This window comes from Candidatus Formimonas warabiya (assembly GCF_002777255.1).
Taxonomy (GTDB): domain Bacteria; phylum Bacillota; class Dehalobacteriia; order Dehalobacteriales; family Dehalobacteriaceae; genus Formimonas; species Formimonas warabiya.
The window spans coordinates 6,107,878-6,129,996 of the sequence record NZ_CP017634.1 but is presented as its reverse complement, the minus strand read 5'-3'; the positions used below and the strand labels follow the sequence as shown (position 1 = coordinate 6,129,996).

Here is a 22,119-nt window from a genome sequence, read left to right as displayed (position 1 = left end):
GCCAAGTTAGTCAGGTTAGATTTCATAAATAAAGCGCTGCAGGGCTTTGCCTAAAAACTGCTTTGTCCGTTCTTCCCCCGGGTCGGTAAAAATTTTCTCTACCGGCCCCTCCTCTACGACCAAACCGTTGTCCATAAACACCACCTTGTCGGCAACCTCCCGGGCAAACCCCAGCTCATGGGTGACAATAATCATGGTATTTCCTTCCTGGGCTACCTTTTTAATGGTGGATAACACCTCGTCCACCAGCTCGGGATCCAGGGCGGAGGTAGGCTCGTCAAAAAGCAGCACTTCCGGATTCAAAGCCAAGGCCCGGGCGATGGCCACCCTTTGCTGCTGGCCGCCGGACAGCCGGGAGGGATAGTAAGAGATCCGATCGCTCAAACCCACTTTTTCGAGAATTTGCGCGCTAATTTCTTTGGCCTTTTTACGGTCCATCTTTTTCACAGAAGTAAGACCGATCATCACATTTTGGAGCACATTCAAATTTTTAAAAAGGTTAAACTGCTGAAACACCATGGCCGTTGCCATTCTAAGGGCATGAATATCTTTTTTGCTGGCCGTATCCGCGTTTACCTTTAAGGCACCAATTTCTACGCTGCCGCTGGAGGGGCGTTCCAAAAAATTAATGCTGCGCAACAGGGTGGACTTGCCCGACCCGCTTGGTCCGAGAATAGCAACCACTTCACCTTTTTTCACAGAAAGATCGATGCCTTTCAAGACATGGTGCTGGGAAAAATATTTGTTGATTTTGTGCAACTTAATCATTCCACACAACTTCTTTCCGATATTTTTAAGCGTTTTTCCAAAAGGTTCAGGCATTTTTCCAGGATGATGCAGGTAGCCCAATAAATCAAGGATACGGCAATATAGACCTCAAAAAAATTCAACGTTCTGGCGCCGATGATTTGCGCTTTGCCCATCACATCCACCACCGAGATCATAAAAACCAGGGAGGTATCTTTGATGGTACCGATCAGCGTATTGCCAAAATTGGGCAATGCCACCAGTAAAGCCTGGGGCAAGACAATTTTGAGCAGCACCTGGGTTTGACTCATGCCAATGGAGTTAGCGGCTTCAAACTGGCCCCGGTCCACCGACTCAATAGCGGAACGGATGGTTTCCGACAAATAAGCGCCCAGGTTAACGGCAAATGCCATTACGGCATAGTACACCGGGGGAATCACATTGACATCCGTATTTTCAAATAAGCCATATTTCACTTTTAGCAAATCCAAAACCTTGGGCGCGCCATAATAGGTCAGGTACAGCTGGACCAATAACGGCGTGCCGCGAATAAAAGAGACATAGAACCCGGCGATGCGCTTCAAAACCGGTACCCGATAGATCCTGATCAATGCCGTAAAAAGACCGATCATGGTCGCTATAAACATGGCTATGAAGGTCACGCCTATTGTGGTAGGCAAATATTGCACGATTTGGGGTATGCTTTCGAACATCGCGCGCACATCAAAAAATTTCATCAGAATACCACCATTCATTTTGATGCCTTCATGGGAATGGGGCCACTTCAGGCAATTATTTTCAGCAAGGAAGAAACTGCTCCGGCAAAATTTGCACCGGCAGTTCCCGCCATCTCCCGATCATTTCAGGCATACCAATTAGTCGGGAATATAATCTCCTCCGGTCCATTTCACGGACAGATCCCCCATGGTCCCGTCGGCTTTTAGTTCTTGCATCACGGCATCAATTTTTTCCTTGAGTTCTTTTCCCAATTCATCGCGGCGATAGACAAAGGCTACCGGCAGTTCGAAAACCGGTTCACCCACAGTTTCTATCTGCAACCCTTGTTCCTTGATCACGGCATCCGCATTGATTTTAAATTCTACATAAGCATCGACCCTGCCGTTGGCCACATCGTTCAAGGGATCGGTATAATTGGTGGCTTTGGTGTACTGAATTTTAATCTGATTACCATTTGCCTCATTCCATTCTTCGATCGCTGTCGCCGGTGTGGTGCCCACCACAAGTTCCAATGTTTTACCTTTCAAATCCTCCAGGGACTTGATATCGGTCCGCCCTTTCTTTACCACGAGATAAACTTCATTAGAAAAATACGGTTCAGATAAGTAATATTTCTTTTCCCGTTCTTCATTTACCGTCATTTGATCGGCAATCATTTGGGTCCGGTTGGAATCCAGTCCTAGGGTGATGCCATCCCAGGCCGTGGGCAGAAATTCCAGTTTATATTCCGGTAAGCGCTTAAATATTTCCCGCACCAGCTCAATATCGTATCCGGTAAGCGCGCCGGATTCATCCGCGTAATCAAAGGGGGGATAATCCGGTTGGGTCCCCACGTAAATCGTTTTCGGCGCCGTGCCGGATTCCGCTCCTTCCGTATCCGACTTTTCCTTTGAATCTGCATCAGATGCGGTATTTTGAGAACAACCGCTAAATGCTCCCATCAGTATCACCAGAAAAAAGATCAGCACACCCAGGCATTTAAACCTCTTCATTTTTTTACATCCTCCTATCATTTTTTTCAGTTAAATCATTTTGGTTAATCGACATTTCTTAATCTTCTGAAGGCAGAATATCCCTCCTTTAGAGAATAATAAAAAGGCCGCATCCCATGTTTCATGAGATACGACCTCTAGTTTACCAGTCAGTCATTTTTATTAGTATACCTATTTGTTTAATAACTATAATATCGGAAACGCTCCCTTTTGTCAACAAATAATTTATCGAAAATAGATCAGGCAGACTTGATGCTACGGGCAGGCAGCTCTCGTTGTCTCTTAAATATAATACATGGCGGCAGGATTTACTCTTTGCAGGAACTGTTTCGTCCTTTCTTCCTTCGGATGATGGAAGATGTCCTCCACCGTACCCTCCTCCATAATCACGCCGTCGTCCATAAATATCACATGATCCGCCACTTCCTGGGCAAAATTCATTTCATGGGTCACCACAATCATCGTGTTGCCTTCCTCCGCCACCTGTTTGATCACAGATAATACCTCCCCCACAAGCTCCGGGTCCAAGGCCGATGTGGGCTCATCAAACAAAAGCACCTTGGGATTGATGGCCAAGGCCCGGGCAATCGCCACACGCTGCTGCTGACCGCCGGATAATTGGGAAGGATAGTAATCCAGCCGGTCGCCCAAACCCACTTTCTCCAATAACTGCCGGCTTTTTTGCTCCGCTTGTTTCCGGTCCAGTTTTTGTACTACGACCAGCCCTTCCATCACATTTGCCAATGCGGTCCGATTTTTAAAAAGATAGTAATGCTGAAAGACCATGCCGGTATACTTGCGCAGGGAAACAATATCCCTTTTGTGGGCTTTTTCCGCATCGACGCATAGATCGTCAATTTGGATGATCCCGCTGGTTGGTCTTTCCAGAAAGTTGATGCAGCGCAGCAAGGTGGATTTTCCGGAACCGCTAGGTCCTAAAATCACCACCACCTCCCCCTTGGCCACGGTAAGGCTGATCCCTTTTAAAACATGATTTTTGTGAAAATATTTATGCACCTGCTCTAATTTAATCATCCAATCGCCCTTCTTTCATACTTCCTCAGCCGTTCCTCCAAAAGGCTGATCCCTTTTCCAAACACAACGCAAACAACCCAATAGATTAAAGAAACGGCGATATAGACTTCAAAAAACCTTAACCCCCGGGACCCAATGATCTTTGCCTGCCCCATGATTTCCACCACAGAGACAATAAAAGCCAAAGAGGTATCTTTAATAATGCTTAAAAAAATGTTCCCAAAATTAGGCAAAGCTACTACCAAGGCCTGAGGCAGGATAATCCGTTTCATGGTCTGAAGGGTGGTCATGCCGATGGAATAGGCTGCCTCCACCTGGCCCCGGTCTACAGACTCAATGGAAGCCCGAATGGTTTCGGATAAATAGGCGCCTAAATTGACAGCGCAGGCAAAAACCACAAAGACAATGGGCGCCACATTGTTCACGCTTAAATGCCAATGATAGGCGATTTCCATATATTCCAAGACCTTTGGAATGCCGTAATAGGCTAAATAGATCTGCACCAGCAGGGGCGTTCCCCTGATAAAGGAGATATAGAGGGCGGCAAATTGCTTTAAAACTGGAATACGGTAAATCTTCACCAGCGCTGTGATCAAGCCAAGAATCAAGCCAAAAAACATGGAAGAAAGGGCAATTTCCAAAGTAACCGGCAGGTAAACCAATATTTCGGGTAAGGATTTCCAAATATATCCCCAGTCAAAAATAGTACCCATATTCTTCATTCCTTTTCCATCAACATATCTTCTGCCCCCGTAAACTTGTGATGAATAATAATACTACAGCAATACGCTTCAAACAGGGTACTCGCTTTCGTATTACTGTAGTATTAAAAGAAGGGGGTGTAGAGTGAACTTATTATTTAATTGGTGCGTTCCACGGTAATGTAATCCGTGTCAAACCATTGTTTGGACAAATTCCCTAAAGTGCCGTCCTCTTTCATTTCCGAAAGCACCTGGTCGATTTTATCCCTTAAGGCCGCGCCCTGTTCATCTTTCCGGAACACTAAGTAGACCGGCTCTACCGTCACCGGTTCCCCGGTAGGCTCCACTTGCAGGCCCAGTTTTTTCACATTTTCGTTCACCATAATGGGATCATTCAAATAAGCATCGATCCGGCCTGCTTCAATATCCTGCAGGGTTACCGTAGGATTTGTGCCGTCATAATATTTTAAAATCAGCGCATTGTTGTTTTGTTTATTATATTCTTCCAGGATTCTCGTAAAGGAATCTCCCACCGCCGTGCCCACTTTTAGTCCTTTTAAATCGTCCAAAGTGGAAATACCTGTTCTTCCCTTTTTCACGATAATGGCGGAGATACTGTTAAAATAGTTGGTATTGGAGAAATAGTATTTTTCTTCCCGTTCCGGATTGCGCACAATCTGATTCGCCACCACCTGGTATTTGTTGGATTCCAAACCTAGAAACATGCTGTCCCAAGGAGTGGGCACGAACTCAAATTCCACATCATCCAACCGTTTATCTACTTCTCGCACGACTTCAATATCATATCCCGTCAATTTGCCGCTTTCATCCTGGAAGGAGAAAGGAGGATATGTACCCATGGTGCCGACAAGAATTTTCTGTACTTCCTTCTCTGCATCCCCCGTGGTATCCGTGTCACTACTTTGCTGGGCACCGCATCCACTCAGGGAAACCATCAGAACGGTTAAGATTACCAGCGCTAACAAGGATTTCATTTGGCACTTCAGTTTCATTACGCATCAACACTCCTTTTTATTTTTATCTTGTGAGAAGTCCGGCGTCCAAAACATACTGGGAGCCTGTGGCATATCGGGACTTTTCACTGGACAGGAATAACACGGCATAGGCGACATCCTCCGGCTCAATCCAAGGGACCGGCAATAGATTTCCCGCGGAACGCTCCGCAATTTCCCGGGGCGTAGCCCCCTCCAAAAAGGCCAGGCCATCATTCATCGGCGTATTCACCCCTGTGGCATGGATGCTTAAGACCCTGATATTGTAAGGTGCCAATTCCAGGGCCCAAGATTTGGTTAGGCCGATCAGCCCCCACTTTGACGCCGCGTAATGGGAAAGCCGGTTCATCCCTCTCAGCCCTGCGATGGAAGAGTTATTGATGATCACCCCCGACTTTTGTGCGATCAAATAGGGAATAATCCGGCGGACGACCAGCCACGCCCCTTTCAGGTTGATGTCAATCATAGCATCCCATTCCGCTTCGCTCAGTTCGTGGGCCCGCCCATAGGCGCAAATTCCGGCGTTATTAAACAGGACGTCAATCCGGCCCAAAGTTTGGATTGTTTCATGGACAGCGTTCTGTACCGCGGCATCATCCCGCACATCGCCCGCAAAAATCAGGCATTTTACCCCCTCTGCTTCTACTTCATTTTTTAATGTCTCCAGCTCATGGGAGGTGCCAAATTGATAAGCAGGATATTCAATTTGTTTTGCTACGTCAAAAGCAGCAATATTGGCCCCTTCCTTGGCAAAGGCCAAAGCCGTTGCCCTGCCCTGTCCATGTGCCGCCCCCGTGATAAAAATCGTTTGATGCAAGAATTCCTTTCCCATGGTTCTCCTCCGTCCCCTATTTTTTGTAAGCGTCCAGGTAATCGTCCAAAGGCACCTTTAAAACGGTATTAATGAGGTTCGTCGCCATCATCAGTCCGGCAAAAGCCGTTAAAAGCACGATTTCTTTTTCACTAAAAAGATCCTTTAATCGTAAATATATTTCCTGGGGAATCTGGTCAGGATTTTTTACCACCTGCTTGCCGAACTCCGCCAAAACCTGCTCTTGCTCAGATAACACCAGGTCCTCCGGTTTTTCACCCTGATCGATTAATATTTTGCGGAAAAAGGTGGAGCAAATCAGGCAATCATTTTGCGTGGAGATGGCATGGGAGAAGATGATCACACCCCTTTTGCCGATAAACGGCTCAATTTCATCCTTCAGCGTATACCATTCCATATAGGCTTTAAAAGCCGGCAGGGAATGCAGAAGGGTCCGCTTCATATTGGTAATTTTTCCATGCTTGGAAATCTGATCATCAAATTCATGTTTAATTTCGTCAGGGGATTGATCATACTCCACCAAAGAAATATAACTCATGTTCGCTCACCTCTTTTATAATATATCCGATAGGAAAAGTATGTTTTGCGTCATCTATAACATACCATTCCGATAGGATTATGTCAATCATTTTTTTCTTCCCGGGGAAAAATTTCCCCCGGGGATTTTCCTCTATTTCGTTCTTTCCTCAGCCCGGGCAATAATACGATCGATCTCCCTATTCACCTCCGGTGCTAATGGTGCCGGATGATGGTTTTCCAGGATATCTCGGATTCTCTTTTGGGTGCGCTGGCCCATACTCGTACCTCCATGGGCCAGCCATGTTTCATACGTGGTTCTGTCGGTAAGATCCGGCTGCCATTGATCCCGGAAATGACGGTAGGTATGTTCATCCCCCAAGAAATGTCCTCCCGGTCCTACCCGGCGGATGGCATCAACGGCCAGATGTTCTTTGTCCACAGGAATTCCTTGCATCAGTCTTTTCACTTGACCAATGATTTCGTTGCACATCACGAGCAAATCAAAAGAGTAGGTCAGGCCAAATTCCAGGTACCCCACATCATGGGTCAGGTTTGACCCGGTCAACGCTGCCATTAAAATATAAATAGATGCCTCATAGACCGCATGTTCATCCGGCAATTTGGACGAGCTGCACCCGGCAAATCCCCAGGAGGGCAAATGATAGTAGCGGGCCAGTTGGCAAATCCCGGCCGTTTCCATCATGGCTTCCGGTGCGCAGTAGGTTGGCTGCATGCTGACCAGATCCATGGGAGACATGCCGGCGCCAAATACGAAGGGAGCACCGGGAGATTTCAGTTGATGAATCACTAAACCAGCCAGTATTTCCGCATTCGCCTGGGCCATCGCCCCTGCCATGGTGATGGGGCCCGTTGCCCCTGCCATCAGTCCGGGAGAATAGTTAACCGGAAGCCTGTGTTCCGCCGCATAGAGCAGTTTCTCCACAGCAGTTGCGGAATGCTGCAGAGGAGAACTGGGCTCAACATAAAGGACAAAAATGGGCTTTTTACGTAAAATATCTTTTCCCCCTACAGCCGCACCAGCCATCTCCACAATATCGACTAAGGACGCCCTGTCCGCAGCAGTAATCGTCTGAGGTTTGATGGAATTACGCAGCATAATGGCATATTCATGCTGGTAAGTTAACTCCTTCTGTACATTTGAAACAATGCCCATAGACATTATAAAATCAATGTTTGATAAATAATCACATATCTTAACCGCATCCTCCACGTCTTTGTAAAGAAATTTCCGTTTTTCCCCCGTAAAACTGTCTAAAATGTTCGGGCAGTCAGAGCCGGTACCGTAATAGACCTTACGGCCCTCTAGAAACATGGCTTCTTTACCGTTCCTGTCATAAATAGCCACCCGGGAAGGGGCGGTACGGATGGCCCACTCCGCTAAAAAGCCGGGAATATAGACCCGATTGCCATTTTCCACATAAGCCCCTGCTTTTTTTAACAGCTCAAGAGCCTCTTCGTGATAAACAAGGGAGCCTACGTCTTCTAAAATGGACAAGCTGGCGGAATGGATTTCCTGCAACTGTTCTTGGGAAAGATACTGAAATTCCGTAGCGTTAAATATTCTTACTGCTTCTAACATGGTTGAATCCTCCCTCTTATTGTCTTGGATCATAAACAGGTTAAATCTAAAAAGAGTTAAACAATTTTTATATTTATATTATTCATATATATTTAGTATGTTTTGACAAACAATAAAGTTAGGAGGAGTAGACCCCCTAACTTTTAGATAAAATTGTTCATTAGGCTTCATCGAAAAGAGGTGTAGACAGGTAGCGTTCTCCCGTGTCGGGTAGAATCACCACGATGGTCTTGCCTTTGTTCTCAGGTCTTTTGGCGATTTGGGCTGCCGCGTATGCCGCAGCACCGGAAGAAATACCTACCAGTAATCCTTCACTTTTGGCAAGCTTCCGGGCAGTTTCAAATGCCTCTTCGTTTTTCACGGTAAAAATTTCATCCACCACGGACTTGTTGAAGACACCGGGCACAAAACCAGGACCAAGGCCCTGGATCCGATGGGGCCCCGGTTTTCCGCCCGAAAGAACCGGTGAATCAAATGGCTCTACAGCAACAATCTTTACGGAAGGTTTTTTCTCTTTTAATGCTTCGCCTACTCCGGTAACGGTCCCCCCAGTTCCGGCACCGCCCACAAAGATATCCACCTCTCCATCGGTATCTTGCCAAATTTCTTCTGCCGTTGTGGTACGGTGAATTTCCGGGTTGGCCGGATTTTCAAATTGCTGCGGGATAAAAGAATTCGGTGTCTGGGCAGCTAATTCCTGTGCTTTTCTAATGGCACCCGGCATCCCCTCCGCACCCGGGGTGAGGACCAAATCCGCCCCCAGGGCTTTAAGAAGTTGTCTCCGCTCAACACTAAAGGTCTCCGGCAATGTGATAATTAGTTTATAACCCAATGCAGCCGCAACAAAAGCAAGTGCAATCCCAGTATTGCCGCTGGTAGGTTCAATAATCACCGAGTCCTTGTTAAGTAACCCTTTATCCTGCGCGTCTTTGATCATGGCATAACCGATCCGGTCCTTGACACTTCCGGCAGGATTAAAGTATTCCAGCTTGGCTATGATTTTCGCTTCCAAATCAATACTTTTCGTAAAGTTTGAAAGCTTCAACAGCGGTGTATTGCCGATCAGGTCTGTTAAATTTTCTGCAATTTTTGACATTACAATCCCCTCCTCAACCATATTTCCGTATTTTCCTATCAATTTAGTATGTTTATACTAACTTTAGCACGAAGAGAATTTAATGTCAATATTTTCTTCCCATGAATGTGTTTGTATGGATGAGATAAGGTTCTAAATACCCGCTGCCTCTGTGCGAATTTCTCCCGTTTCCAAAGCCAAAAGGTGATTGCCCCATTTAGCTGCCCATTCCCTCAGCTCCTTCAATTCAAGGGGGGATGGTGTGCTTGATTCCACATGTTCTGCGATCTTTTGGGCCAGACTGGAATAAACCTTGGCTTGTTCCGAATTGGGCGCTGCTTCAATGGTGGTTTTCCCTTGCAACTCACTTTGGGTCACCGTAACTGACCGGGGTACATATTCAATCACTTTTGTATGGGTCCGTTGCACAAAATCATCAATGATTTCCCGGGCGTAGGGCGCATTGATGGAGTTGGCAATCACACCGCCCAGGAGCGCTCCTCCCGCATGGGAATATTTCTGAATGCCTTTAAACAGGTTATTTGCCGCGTAAATAGCCATAAAATCCGCGGAAGAAACGGTAAATACATGTTCGGCAATTCCTTCCCGGATGGGAACGGCAAACCCCCCGCAAACCACATCACCCAGCACATCATAAATCACAAAATCCAGATCCAATTCATCGAAAACCTTCTGCTGCTTCATGAGCTGGACCGCCGTGATAATTCCCCGGCCGGCGCACCCTACACCCGGAGCAGGTCCCCCGGCCTCTACACAATAGACGCCATGGAATCCTTCGAAAACCACTTCTTCCGCTTTCACCACATTTTTTTCCCGTAAGGTGTCGAGCACGGTAGGGATATACTTCCCACCCCGCAAGGTATTGGTAGAATCACTTTTGGGGTCGCAACCGAACTGCATCACTTTATACCCGGCCTGAACCAGGGCGGCACTGAGATTGGAAGTGGTGGTTGATTTGCCGATTCCTCCTTTACCATAAATGGCAATTTGCTTGATTTTCTTCTTGACCAATGGTGACACTCCTAACTCTATTGAAATCTAGTTCCGATAGGAAATCAATTTCTCCAGGGCTTCCTCAATAAAGTTTTGCACCCGGAAAGATTGAATTCCCCTCGAATTTAACACGCTTGCAGCGCCCGGACCGATCTGGTTCACCAGAACCACCCGGCAATCCCCAATTAAGTTTACTGATTTTCTCAGGGTATCCTCATCATGTTCTCCTCCCCCGCAAGGAGGGACGTTCTTCCGGAGCTCCACAAAGTGATATTGATCGTCCCTAATTTCAAAAATATAAAACTGACTGGCCCGCCCAAAATGCTGATTGATAAACTTTCCATCGCTGCTGGCCGCCGCGACCCTAAATGACATGAAATCTTTCCCCCCATTAGCGTGTAAAAATAAAAAAACCAAGTTTAACGTTTTTAACATGCCTAAAACATGCAAACAGAAAACTTAGTCTCCAGTGTTTCTGGTCAACTAAAAAACTAATTACTTTCTAAAACTAGTCGCGGAAAGGCTTCCTCCTCACCTCAAAAAATATTGTATACTATTCTGATATGTTTTATTTATTATTTTAACTTTTGTTAACTCATTTGTCAATGTTGGAAAAAAATTTAGTGGCGCTACTTTTCTTCTGACTTAGTCCCTTTCTTTAATACCGAATTATTGGGACCGGTTATGTCAGTCTCATCTTAATATTTTTTTCGATTTGCACTATTTTTCCCTCATGTATAATCAAGGTAATCGAACCATATCCGACACCTTTGACAATTTCAAATATTTTTTTAAAATCTTCCTCCGAAACAGTATGATTGGTTTTTTTGATGTTTTCCTTCGGTTCTGCCATTTTTTCCCCTCCCCAAGCACATTATTTCTATTCATTTTCCAGGTCGAACCTTTCGCTGGTATTTATTTGGACCACCCGGTAGTCCTGTTTCACAACGGTCACCAAACCATTTTTCACGTTTTGAATGATTTCCAGAATAACTTGCTCCAACTCCTTTCCGTACGGTTTCTTCCCGTTTGTGATACCCAAGTTTCCGTTCGACATGTTTACTCCCCCATTTATAATTTATCCGATCTGTTTAATATGATTTGGGGTATGCGATTAATTTCTGAAACAAATAAAAATGATCGCTAAGGAAATCGCCGTAAAATTTTTGCACATGCGGTTGAGACTGCTTAAAAAGTCCTGCATCTTTGCGTACCTGCTTCCATGGCGCATGCTCCCCTACAGGATAGGGGAACATTCCCCGCACAAGGATAGATCATCTATCTTAGCCCGTGCCGTTCTCGATTCCAGCACGCCTTGACTTTCGGGTTTTTGAGCAGTCTCGGCAATCACGTACTTTTTAAGCAGTCTCCGTCTTGGTACCCAACACGCCGGATTTATTTATGCTTCCTGGAAAAGAACCGTGGACAGATACCTTTCTCCGGTATCGGGAAGCAAGACGACGATGGTTTTGCCCGCGTTTTCCGGCCTTTTGGCAATCTGGGTTGCTGCGAAAGCTGCGGCTCCTGATGAGATGCCGACCAGCAAGCCTTCTGTTTTTGCTAAAAGTCTGGCCGTTTCAAAAGCCTCTTCATTTTTTACCTTAAAGATCTCATCAACCACATCCAGATTCAAAATCTCAGGCACAAATCCGGCGCCAATGCCTTGGATTTTATGGGGGCCGGGATTTCCCCCGGAAAGAACCGGTGAATCAAATGGCTCGACAGCAATAATTTTTGCGGAGGGTTTTCTCTGTTTCAAGATTTCTCCTACCCCCGTAATCGTTCCTCCCGTACCGACACCGCCCACAAAGATATCTACCGCTCCATCGGTATCTTGCCAAACTTCTTCCGCTGTAGTGATACGGTGAATTTCCGGGTTGGCCGGATTTTTAAATTGTTGAGGAATAAAGGAGTGAGGCGTTTGGCTTACCAGTTCTTCCGCCTTTCTAATGGCCCCTTTCATTCCTTCGGAGCCAGGGGTCAACACCAATTCCGCACCTAAAGCGCTTAACAGGTTTCTTCGTTCAATGCTCATTGTTTCCGGCATCGTCAGCACCAGTTTATAACCCCGCGCTGCTGCCACAAAGGCCAGGGCAATACCGGTATTCCCGCTGGTAGGTTCAATGATTACCGTATCCTTGTTAATGAGCCCTTTTTCTTCGGCATCCTTAATCATGGCGTAGCCGATCCTGTCTTTCACACTTCCCGCAGGATTAAAATACTCCAGTTTAGCCACCAGCTTTGCATTCAGGCCTTGACTGTCATTGTAGTTCGACAATTCCAGCAAGGGGGTGTTTCCGATTAGGTCCGTGAGATTCTTGGCAATCTTAGACATAATTTCTCCTCCTCAATAATTATTATTCTTATATGTTTTATTGGTTTTTTGTTTACTTTTATTTTATGCCCCCGGTGTTCTCCTTGTCAATATCTTAAACAAAATATTTTTAATTTTTCCTATCGGTTTAGTAGAATAAGCTAGCTGCTGTTAAATTTCTTCATTTTTACATTTTCCAACAGGAATTTGCCTGATCATGGCTAATATATCTCTAAGGTTTAAGTGTTTTTTCCTTGTAATATTTTTCATTTTTTATGGCAAAAATGTAAATAATCCTTGACAGAGAGGTCAATCGGCAGTATTATATTATTCATATAGGTCTACTAACCATTTAAAATGAGGTGTCATGTATGAAATTATCTACAAAGGGTAGATATGGCCTAAGGGCAATGGTGGATTTAACTGTTCATTCCACCGGGGGCCACGTTTCTCTGAACAGCATTGCGGAAAGAGAAGAAATATCGGAAAATTACTTGGAGCAGGTATTTTCTACCTTGCGTAAAGCGGGCCTGGTCAAGAGTGTGAAAGGGGCCCAGGGGGGATACATTCTGGCCGACAGACCATCCAATATTACGGTTGGTGCCGTATTAAGAACCCTGGAGGGAGATTTATCTCTCATCGATAAGAAGGTGGAAGAACTGCACCAAAATAATTCCATTGAATACTGCATTAGAACGAAGGTTTGGGATAAATTAAATGAAAGTATCAATGCCGTGGTCGATGCCATTACTTTAGAAGATCTGGCCCAGGAATATAGAAAACTAAACCAAAGTTTTACCTTAATGTATCATATTTAAGGATTGGCCCCTCATTTATTATGTATGTTCAATTTTATTTTTTTATTTTATATCCTACTAAAATAATGGAAAAAATAATCAAAGGGAGAGATTTCATCATGAGTGAAAGACAATGGAAATTTGACACCTTACAGGTGCATGCCGGCCAAAATCCGGATCCCACGACCGGTTCCCGGGCGGTTCCCATTTATCAAACCACCTCTTATGTATTTAAAAATGCGGAGCATGCCGCCAATCTTTTTGCCTTGAAAGAACCTGGCAATATTTACACCAGAATCATGAACCCCACCAATGATGTTTTTGAGCAGAGAATCGCCGCTCTGGAAGGCGGCGTGGGTGCTTTGGCTGTTGCCTCAGGTTCGGCCGCCATCACATACGCCATTTTAAACATTGCCGGGGCCGGGGATGAGATTGTCTCCGCCAGCACTTTGTACGGCGGCACTTATAACTTGTTTTCCGCAACCCTGCCCAGACTGGGGGTTAAAACCGTCTTTGTCGATTCCGATGATCCGGAAAATTTCCGCCATGCCATTACCGAAAAGACCAAAGCCCTCTATGTGGAAACCATTGGCAACCCCCAGACGAATCTGGTTGATATTGAAGCAGTGGCAAAGATTGCTCACGACAACGGGTTGCCTTTAATTATCGATAATACTTTCGGTACTCCTTATCTCATCCGTCCCATTGAATTCGGCGCAGATATTGTCGTCCATTCCGCCACCAAGTTTATCGGCGGTCACGGCACCTCTATCGGCGGCGTGATCGTGGACTCAGGTAAATTTGACTGGACCGGGAGCGGCAGATTTCCCGGCTTAACCGAACCGGACCCCAGCTATCATGGCGTAAAATACGTAGAAGTTCTGGGTCCTTTAGCCTATATCATGAAGGCCAGAGTTCAGCTTTTGCGGGATACCGGAGCTGCCGTCAGTCCCTTTAATTCTTTCCTGTTCCTGCAAGGGCTGGAAACCTTGTCTCTCCGGGTGGAAAGGCATGTGGCAAACACAAAAAAAATCGCCCAATTTTTGCAGGACCATCCCCTTGTTTCCTGGGTAAACTACCCCAGCCTAGAAGGAAATAAGTATTATCACCTGGCTCAGAAATACCTGCCCAAAGGCGCAGGATCCATCTTTACCTTCGGTATCAAAGGGGGTATTGAGGCAGGCAGGAAATTCATTGACAGCCTGGAAATTTTCTCTCTCCTGGCAAATGTGGCCGATGCCAAATCCCTGGTGATTCATCCGGCCAGCACCACCCACTCCCAGCTCTCCGAAGAAGAGCAAAAACTCGCTGGGGTAGCTCCGGACATGGTCCGACTCTCCATCGGCATTGAAGATGTGGATGATCTGATTTGGGATTTGGACCAGGCTTTGAAAAAAGCGGTGGAGCAATAACGATGATGACAGCACAGGAAAAATTGGCCTTGTTAAAAAGCAACCTTCAATCTCTGGGCCATGTAATGATTGCTTTCTCCGGCGGCGTCGACAGTACTTTCCTTTTGAAAGCCGCCCATGATGTGCTGGGGAATGCCGTGACGGCCGTGACGGCCCGTTCCGCAACTTTTCCGGAAAGAGAGTTTCACGAGGCAACCGACTTTATTCAAAAACTAGGAATCAAACACCTGGTGGTTCTTTCAGAGGAATTAGAGATTAACGGCTTTTCAGATAATCCACCCAACCGGTGTTATTTGTGCAAAAAAGAGCTGTTCTCCAAAATCAGGAAAATAGCGGATGAACAAAAAATAGAACACATCGCAGACGGTTCCAACCTAGATGATTTAAAGGATTACCGGCCGGGCCGACAGGCTTTGCAGGAACTGGGCATTATCAGCCCTTTAAGGGATGCCGGCTTGACCAAAGAGGATATTAGGATTTTATCCAGAGAGATGGACCTCCCCACCTGGAATAAACCGGCTTTTGCCTGTCTGTCCTCCAGGTTCCCTTATGGGGAAAAAATCACCAAAGAAAAACTGGCTATGGTGGATCAAGCGGAGCAGTATTTGATTGATCTGGGCTTTAACCTGGTGAGAGTGCGCTGTCACGGAACCCTGGCCCGGATTGAAGTCGCCATCGAGGCACGCAGCAAATTTTTTAGTCAGGAATTAATGGATCAGGTCTACCAGGAATTTAAAAAGATCGGTTTTATCTTTGTGTGTTTAGATTTAAAAGGTTACCGGACAGGAAGCATGAATGCTACCCTCCCCCAATGAGAGAACGAACAAGGATGATGATTCGATGAAACAATTACATATAGAAACAAAAGTCGTTCACGGCTGTAAGAGTTTTGATCCCCATACCGGATCAATTAGTTTTCCCATCTACCAAAGTGCCACCTTCCGGCATCCGGGCCTGAACCAGTCCACCGGTTATGATTATTCCCGGGAAACAAACCCCACCCGGGAAGAACTGGAAAAAACGCTCGCCCGGCTGGAAAACGGCAAAGCAGGATTTGCCTTCTCCAGTGGCATGGCTGCTATTGCGACCATCACAGAATTGTTCTCTCCGGGAGATCATATTGTCGTTTCCGATGACCTTTACGGGGGGACCTACCGGCTGTTTGAAGAAATCTGCCAAAGGCACGGTTTGGAATTTACTTATATTGATACCAGCAATCTGGGAAATTTAAATGCCAGCCTCAAAAAAAATACCCGGGCATTATTCATTGAAACCCCGTCCAATCCCATGATGAAGGTTACCGACATTCAAGAGCTGGTCCGGATTGCTAAATCTTTGGATCTGATCACCATTGTCGATAATACTTTCCTCACCCCCTATTTTCAACGACCTTTAGAACTGGGCGCGGATATAGTGGTGCACAGCGGAACAAAGTATCTGGGGGGACATAATGATGTTCTCTCCGGGTTCATTGTGATCAAAGACGGCACCTTCGAAGAAAAACTAAAATTAATCCAGAAATCCATTGGCGCCGTATTATCCCCTTTTGACAGCTGGTTGGTCTTACGGGGAATGAAAACCCTGGGACTTAGGCTGGAAAAGCAGCAGCACAATGCGATCCGGATCGCAAATTGGCTCAAAGGACACCCTCTTGTGGAAAAGGTTTATTATGTCGGCCTGCCGGAACACGAAGGCTTTGCCATTTCCCAAAAGCAGTGCGCAGGATTTGGCGGCATGATCTCATTTACGATAAAAAAGGCTGAATTTGTGGAAAAAATATTAAGAGACGTAAAAATCATCGCTTTCGCAGAAAGTCTAGGCGGTGTCGAGAGCCTGATCACCTACCCCATGGTGCAAACACACGGGTCGATACCCCAGGAAATAAGAGAAAGATTAGGTGTAAACGAAAAACTGTTAAGGTTATCGGTAGGCATCGAAGCTGTGCAAGACTTAATTGATGACCTTGATCAGGCAATGAGGTAAAAAAAATGAAATTTGGCACAAAATTAATTCATACCGGTCATGAAATGGACAAAAGCACCGGGTCGCTGAGCTTCCCCATTTACCATGGATCTACTTTTCACCAGGAAGATATTGACCAACCCCGGGAATATGATTATGCCCGGTCCGGGAACCCGACCCGGAAGGCCCTGGAGGAAACCATCGCTTTATTGGAAGGGGGGGATCATGGCTATGCCTTTTCCTCAGGAATGGCGGCTACTTCCTCCGTTCTCTCCATTCTCTCTGCGGGAGATCATATTCTGGTCTGCGAAGATGTCTATGGAGGAACCTACCGGATCAGCAACAACTATTTCCGCCGCTTCCATATGGATATTACGTTTATCAACGCCACCGATTTAGATGAAGTTAAAAATCAGATCAAAAGTACTACCAAAGCTATTTTCCTGGAAACTCCGTCGAATCCTTTGCTTAAAATTACCGATATCAAAAGTGTCGTCAAACTTGCCCAGGAACACGGTTTGCTGGTATTTATCGACAATACCTTTATGTCACCCTACTTGCAAAGGCCGCTGGAGCTGGGTGTCGACGCCGTCATTCACAGCGCCTCTAAATTTTTAGGGGGACACAGCGATATCATCGGCGGGCTGGTGGTGGTGAAAGACATGGCCCTGGCTAAAAGAGTGTATGCCGTGCAGAATGGGTTTGGCGCTATTTTAGGGCCTCAGGACTGTTGGCTTTTGTTAAGAGGAATGAAAACCTTAAAGGTAAGAATGGATTACCAGCAAAAAAATGCGGTCAAACTGGCCGAATGGTTGACCCGCCAAGAAGAAGTAAGCCACGTCTACTACCCGGGTTTAGAAAACCACCCGGGAAGAGATATTCATTTTGCCCAGGCAGACGGACCGGGCGCCGTACTCTCTTTTACTACAAGGGATCGGGAAAGAGCAAAGAAATTCATGAAGACGGTTCAATTGGCGGCCGTTGCCGTGAGCCTGGGGGGAGTGGAAACGATTGTTTCATACCCGGTAAAAATGTCCCACGCCTCTATGCCCGTTCAGGAAAGAGAAAGGCTAGGCATCACGGACAACTTAATCAGAGTGTCGGTGGGATTGGAAGAGATCGACGACTTAATAGCAGATTTTAAAAGAGCACTAACCATATAAAATAATTAGGGACATTCCTCCGACGGGAGAGGAATGCCTGAAATAGAGGAATGTCCCCTAACTTTAATTGGGGACATTCCTTCGCCAGGAGAGGAATGCCTAAAATAAAGGTGTGTCCCCTAACTTTATAAGGAGGTCGATAGCATGTCTAAGATTGCCAAGAATCTTACGGATCTAATTGGCAACACCCCATTACTGGAACTGACAAACTACAGTAAGAAATACAATCTCAATGCCCGGTTAATTGCCAAACTGGAATACTTCAATCCGGCGGGAAGCGTCAAGGACCGCATCGGTTACGCTATGATTAAGGATGCGGAAGAAAAAGGCTTGATCAAACAGGATTCGGTCATTATTGAGCCTACCAGCGGCAATACCGGTATCGGTCTTGCCTTTGTTTCCGCGGCAAAAGGATATCGGTTGATCCTCACGATGCCCGATACCATGAGCATTGAAAGAAGAAACCTGTTAAAGGCCCTGGGCGCAGAATTGGTGCTGACCCCTGGAGCAGAAGGAATGAAAGGAGCTATTAGAAAAGCGGAAGAGTTGGCTGCCGAAACACCCCACTCCTTTATTCCCCAGCAGTTTAAAAACCCGGCCAATCCGGAAATTCACAGGACGACAACAGCGGAAGAAATCTGGCAGGATACAGACGGTGCAGTTGATATCTTTATCGGTGGGGTCGGTACCGGCGGAACGATTACGGGGGTAGGGGAAATCTTGAAACAGAGAAAACCTTCCGTAAAAATTATCGCTGTTGAACCAAACGACTCCCCCGTTTTATCCGGGGGAAATCCCGGCCCGCATAAAATCCAAGGAATCGGGGCCGGATTTGTGCCGGAGATTCTGAACCTGGACGTTGTTGACGAGATCTTCAAGGTAAAAAATGAAGAGGCTTTTGAAATGGCCCGGAGCCTTTCCAAAAGCGAAGGACTTCTGGTCGGTATCTCCTCCGGGGCGGCCGCTTTTGCCGCCACCCAAATTGCCAAAAGGCCGGAAAATGCGGGCAAGACTATCGTCGTCTTGCTTCCCGATACCGGGGAAAGATATTTGTCCACCCCGCTTTTCCAGGAAGTATAATACCAAACGATGGAGTTAATGGAAGGCTAAGTTTCTCGTGAAAAGGAACTTGGCCTTCTTTATTCTTCCAGCGCATTACCTAGTAAATTCAGGGACGGTTCTTGAATTGAATAAATTCAAGAACCGTCCCTGAATTTACTGCGCCAGCGGCGATAAGCCCAACGTTTCAATCAACCATGGGAGAAGGTATCTGCCCGGTGTTCATAAAGGAGATCTCCTAAGTCACCCCCTTTCCCCGGGATGCCGCAAGCATCCGCCCGGCAGTGCTGGCAATGTCTGAACACGGGCAGGTATTTTTCCGCCGCTTCCCGGGCCTTATTCAATTCATGGCAATTAGGCGCACGGAAGTTTTTCATTTCATGCTGGGGGATTAAGGGAATTATGTTGATAAGAGATGCCCCCACTGCGGCAGTCATTCTGGCGATCTCTCCGATATGCCCCTCATTAATTCCGGGAATAAGCACGGTATTTATTTTTACCACCGCACCTAACCGACTTATTTTTTGAATGCCGACTAATTGAGCGGGCAGCAGCCATAGAGCAGCTTCCTTCCCGGTCATATACCGGCCGTTATAAACAATATGGGAGCATATCTGCTGCAGAATATCGGCATGGACCGCATTAACAGTCACCGTAACAGTTTTTACGCCAACTTTCATGATCCGCTCCGCCTTTTCCTCCAGCATCAGCCCATTGGTGCTCAGGCACTTCATTAGATGAGGATATTTTTCATGGATCAGATCGAAGGTATCAAGAGCATGGGGGGTGGCAAGGGTATCGCCGGGTCCGGCAATCCCTACTACCGTGATCTCCGGACACAGCTCTAAAGCGCGGGTGACCACAGCCAATGCTTTTTCCGGAGTCAATAGGGACCCGGCTACGCCCGGTCTTTTTTCCCATTTATTAAAGCTGCGCCGGCAAAATTTGCATTGGATATTGCATGCCGGACTTATCGGCAGGTGAATGCGTCCGTATTTAAAATGGGCCTCCCCATTGAAGCAGGGGTGCTTTTTCACCAGATGGTCAAATTGATGGTCTATTTTTGCCGGAAAGCAGCTTTCCATAAAAACATCTCCTCTGCAAAACAAAAGGCCAAGTTAAACAACCTTCTCTAAGGTCGAAAACCTAGCCTCCAGTCTCTCTGGTCAACTATATCTCTGCAGGATCGTCGAGCAATATATACTTATCCTATCTATTTACTATATATTAAAGTATTTCATTTATGTTGTCAATGGGTATAGAAAATATTCTCATTTTCACGGCCAGAGAAATTTATCTCTCTAATTTGTTGGACAACCCCACTCAACCATTTTTTATACGACTTGCCCTACACTTGTTTTATTTAGTGTTTCACTTGCCGAATCAGTCTGAGGAATGCCGATATAATTTCCCACCGCGTCATAATCTTCTTTATGCACATCATATTTTTTCGGATTGGCACACACCATAAAGAGGGAAATGGTTGTGCCAATGCACACAATTAGCGCCGGCACACCCCCCACATTACTGGCAGACTTCGCTCCATTAATACCGCTGAAAGAAATCATCACCCAGGCTACGGCACCCAAAAGTAATCCCCAAATTACTTTTAACCAAATGGGCGGTTCCGGACTTTCCGGGGAAATGCCCCCGGAACATAGGCCGCCAATCGCCGTACACATGGCATCCGATCCTGTTACAAAGGAAAGGTACATGGCAAAAGTAAATATGGGAATCATCAAAAAGGCCAGAGGATAATGCTGGAAAAAGAAGTATGCCGCCGCTTGAGGCCCTTGTTCCAGTACAATTTTCGCAAAACCCAGGTGTTCTACCACTTCCATATGAAGGGTGCCCCCGCCATAAATGATCATCCACAGGCCGGCAAAGAAAGCAGGAGTTACCAGGTTACAAAGGACACAGGAACGGATACTGTAGCCCACACTGATTTGTCCAAGGAAAACCGCCGTAATGGGAGCCCAGGCAAAATATATCGCCCAGTAGAAGATGGTCCACCACTGGGGCCAGGGATCACCCGCCGCAGTCCCCTGAATTAAAGTCCTTTCAAAAAAATGAGTTAAATAATTGCCGAGCCCGTCCATGCCGATTCCTAGACTGTACCCGATCGGGCCAAAAACGAAAGCAAAAATAGCCATGCCGATAAACAGTTTGGCGTTGGCATCGCACAACCATTTAATCCCGTTGGTAATCCCGGTGATGGCGGAGGCAATAAATGTTCCCACAATCACTGCGTCCACCAGCAGCCAAACAAAAGGATTTGCGGTGATGCCGAATAAGGTCTCAAGCCCGCTGGAAACGGACATAATGCCCTGACCTAAGGATGTGGCCATTCCGGAGATCAAAGAAAAAGCAACAAAAGCATCTATCACTTGTCCCCATACACCGTTTACTCTGTCGCCAAACAGGGGAACAAGGGTGGATCCGAAAGAATAAGGCTTGCGCATATTATAATAAGCAAAGGCAAACATTACGGTGGGCACCGTATAAATTGCATAGGGGCCAATCGTCCAGTGCAAAAGCACGGTGGACATGGCAAAGATAATAGCATCCTTGCTGCTAGGTGCAATACCCAGAGATTCCGGGGGGGCGGCATAATGTAAAATCGGCTCCGCAGTCCCCCAGAATAATATGCCGATGGCAATTCCGGTACAAAGAGTGACGGCCCACCATTTGAAAGGCGTAAGAATGGGTACAGCCTTTGATCCCCCGATTTTCACTTTTCCCAATGGAGATACGCAAACAACCACACAGAGGATGACCATCACTAAAGTGGTAAAACTATAAATGGGACCCATGCTCTTAAAAGCCCAGTCCTGAGCAGTAGTCATGACTTTTGTAAAACCGTCGTAATTGATAAAACTGAAAAGAACAATCGCTAACAATAAAACAAACGGCGGAAAAAAGACAATTGGCTTAAACGGCTTACGTTCAGACTTAATACCAAACATATTAACCCTCCCTTATACTTTTATCCTTTTTTATCTGCCTGAACCCATTTCACTTAAGACATAGCACCACCTCCATATGCCCCAGAGTATTTATGAACATCCTGCCACCTGTACTGCTCATGATTGGATAGAATAATTTCACCCGATTCACTGATCCCGTATAAATATTTTTCAAATGGA

23 protein-coding genes are annotated in these 22,119 nt (G+C 46.2%); 6 read left to right on the top strand and 17 right to left on the bottom strand.

The features are described 5' to 3' along the window. Positions 1-15 precede the first annotated feature (15 nt). From DCMF_RS27600 to cysK (DCMF_RS27530), 15 genes are all read right to left on the bottom strand, one after another. Entirely contained in the window at positions 16-768 is a 753-nt protein-coding gene (locus DCMF_RS27600; RefSeq protein WP_148137421.1) for an amino acid ABC transporter ATP-binding protein, read from the bottom strand. Continuing rightward, on the bottom strand, positions 765-1,484 hold the full coding sequence (locus DCMF_RS27595) for an amino acid ABC transporter permease (RefSeq protein ID WP_214658953.1): 720 nt from the start codon (positions 1,482-1,484) through the stop codon (positions 765-767). Before DCMF_RS27595 ends, DCMF_RS27600 begins: the two co-directional genes overlap by 4 nt. 138 nt (positions 1,485-1,622) lie before the next feature. Then, the gene (locus DCMF_RS27590; protein WP_214658952.1) at positions 1,623-2,477 is read right to left on the bottom strand and encodes a transporter substrate-binding domain-containing protein; all 855 of its coding nucleotides are present in this window, start codon (positions 2,475-2,477) and stop codon (positions 1,623-1,625) included. A 282-nt stretch (positions 2,478-2,759) separates the two neighbouring features. After that, positions 2,760-3,512, bottom strand: coding sequence for an amino acid ABC transporter ATP-binding protein (locus DCMF_RS27585; protein ID WP_148137419.1), 753 nt, complete (start codon positions 3,510-3,512; stop codon positions 2,760-2,762). Continuing rightward, the gene (locus DCMF_RS27580) at positions 3,509-4,234 is read right to left on the bottom strand and encodes an amino acid ABC transporter permease (protein WP_236860136.1); all 726 of its coding nucleotides are present in this window, start codon (positions 4,232-4,234) and stop codon (positions 3,509-3,511) included. The genes DCMF_RS27585 and DCMF_RS27580 overlap by 4 nt, the downstream gene beginning before the upstream one ends. 137 nt (positions 4,235-4,371) lie before the next feature. Further along, complete coding sequence (locus DCMF_RS27575; protein ID WP_148137418.1) at positions 4,372-5,226, bottom strand: transporter substrate-binding domain-containing protein; 855 nt, start codon at positions 5,224-5,226, stop codon at positions 4,372-4,374. Between the two features lie 25 nt (positions 5,227-5,251). Next, positions 5,252-6,058 carry a mycofactocin-coupled SDR family oxidoreductase gene (locus DCMF_RS27570; RefSeq protein ID WP_148137417.1) on the bottom strand — a complete coding sequence of 269 codons (807 nt, stop codon included), beginning with the start codon at positions 6,056-6,058 and terminating at the stop codon, positions 5,252-5,254. Positions 6,059-6,074: 16 nt separating this feature from the next. Next, positions 6,075-6,596 (bottom strand): carboxymuconolactone decarboxylase family protein, encoded by a 522-nt coding sequence (locus tag DCMF_RS27565; protein WP_148137416.1) that lies wholly within the window; start codon positions 6,594-6,596, stop codon positions 6,075-6,077. Between the two features lie 132 nt (positions 6,597-6,728). After that, the gene (locus DCMF_RS27560; protein WP_148137415.1) at positions 6,729-8,177 is read right to left on the bottom strand and encodes a trimethylamine methyltransferase family protein; all 1,449 of its coding nucleotides are present in this window, start codon (positions 8,175-8,177) and stop codon (positions 6,729-6,731) included. Positions 8,178-8,337: 160 nt separating this feature from the next. After that, complete coding sequence (gene cysK / locus DCMF_RS27555; protein ID WP_148137414.1) at positions 8,338-9,273, bottom strand: cysteine synthase A; 936 nt, start codon at positions 9,271-9,273, stop codon at positions 8,338-8,340. 132 nt (positions 9,274-9,405) lie between these two features. Next, positions 9,406-10,284 (bottom strand): nitrogenase iron protein, encoded by an 879-nt coding sequence (nifH, locus tag DCMF_RS27550; RefSeq protein ID WP_148137413.1) that lies wholly within the window; start codon positions 10,282-10,284, stop codon positions 9,406-9,408. Between the two features lie 27 nt (positions 10,285-10,311). Then, on the bottom strand, positions 10,312-10,641 hold the full coding sequence (locus DCMF_RS27545; RefSeq protein ID WP_148137412.1) for a NifB/NifX family molybdenum-iron cluster-binding protein: 330 nt from the start codon (positions 10,639-10,641) through the stop codon (positions 10,312-10,314). A 307-nt stretch (positions 10,642-10,948) separates the two neighbouring features. Beyond that, on the bottom strand, positions 10,949-11,119 hold the full coding sequence (locus DCMF_RS27540; RefSeq protein ID WP_148137411.1) for a YezD family protein: 171 nt from the start codon (positions 11,117-11,119) through the stop codon (positions 10,949-10,951). Positions 11,120-11,146: 27 nt separating this feature from the next. Next, positions 11,147-11,323 carry a DUF2292 domain-containing protein gene (locus DCMF_RS27535; protein ID WP_148137410.1) on the bottom strand — a complete coding sequence of 59 codons (177 nt, stop codon included), beginning with the start codon at positions 11,321-11,323 and terminating at the stop codon, positions 11,147-11,149. A gap of 342 nt (positions 11,324-11,665) precedes the next feature. After that, complete coding sequence (cysK, locus tag DCMF_RS27530) at positions 11,666-12,601, bottom strand: cysteine synthase A (protein ID WP_148137409.1); 936 nt, start codon at positions 12,599-12,601, stop codon at positions 11,666-11,668. Positions 12,602-12,951: 350 nt separating this feature from the next. Here cysK (DCMF_RS27530) and DCMF_RS27525 point away from each other — a divergent pair, with 350 nt between their 5' ends. From DCMF_RS27525 to cysK (DCMF_RS27500), 6 genes are all read left to right on the top strand, one after another. Next, positions 12,952-13,398 carry an RrF2 family transcriptional regulator gene (locus tag DCMF_RS27525; RefSeq protein WP_148137408.1) on the top strand — a complete coding sequence of 149 codons (447 nt, stop codon included), beginning with the start codon at positions 12,952-12,954 and terminating at the stop codon, positions 13,396-13,398. A 98-nt stretch (positions 13,399-13,496) separates the two neighbouring features. Then, positions 13,497-14,789: a homocysteine synthase gene (locus tag DCMF_RS27520; protein ID WP_148137407.1), complete on the top strand. Its 1,293-nt coding sequence runs from the start codon at positions 13,497-13,499 to the stop codon at positions 14,787-14,789. A 5-nt stretch (positions 14,790-14,794) separates the two neighbouring features. Further along, the gene (larE, locus tag DCMF_RS27515) at positions 14,795-15,604 is read left to right on the top strand and encodes an ATP-dependent sacrificial sulfur transferase LarE (protein WP_148138102.1); all 810 of its coding nucleotides are present in this window, start codon (positions 14,795-14,797) and stop codon (positions 15,602-15,604) included. A gap of 25 nt (positions 15,605-15,629) precedes the next feature. Further along, a complete protein-coding gene (locus DCMF_RS27510) occupies positions 15,630-16,772 on the top strand; it encodes a trans-sulfuration enzyme family protein (protein ID WP_148137406.1) in 1,143 nt (380 codons plus the stop codon). Between the two features lie 5 nt (positions 16,773-16,777). After that, positions 16,778-17,914, top strand: a complete 1,137-nt coding sequence (locus tag DCMF_RS27505) for a trans-sulfuration enzyme family protein (protein WP_148137405.1) — start codon at positions 16,778-16,780, stop codon at positions 17,912-17,914. 144 nt (positions 17,915-18,058) lie between these two features. Next, complete coding sequence (gene cysK, locus DCMF_RS27500; protein ID WP_148137404.1) at positions 18,059-18,994, top strand: cysteine synthase A; 936 nt, start codon at positions 18,059-18,061, stop codon at positions 18,992-18,994. Between the two features lie 170 nt (positions 18,995-19,164). Here cysK (DCMF_RS27500) and DCMF_RS27495 read toward each other — a convergent pair whose 3' ends face one another. Continuing rightward, the gene (locus DCMF_RS27495; RefSeq protein WP_148137403.1) at positions 19,165-20,058 is read right to left on the bottom strand and encodes a radical SAM protein; all 894 of its coding nucleotides are present in this window, start codon (positions 20,056-20,058) and stop codon (positions 19,165-19,167) included. Between the two features lie 249 nt (positions 20,059-20,307). Then, on the bottom strand, positions 20,308-21,939 hold the full coding sequence (locus tag DCMF_RS27490; RefSeq protein ID WP_148137402.1) for a BCCT family transporter: 1,632 nt from the start codon (positions 21,937-21,939) through the stop codon (positions 20,308-20,310). Positions 21,940-22,119 lie beyond the last annotated feature (180 nt).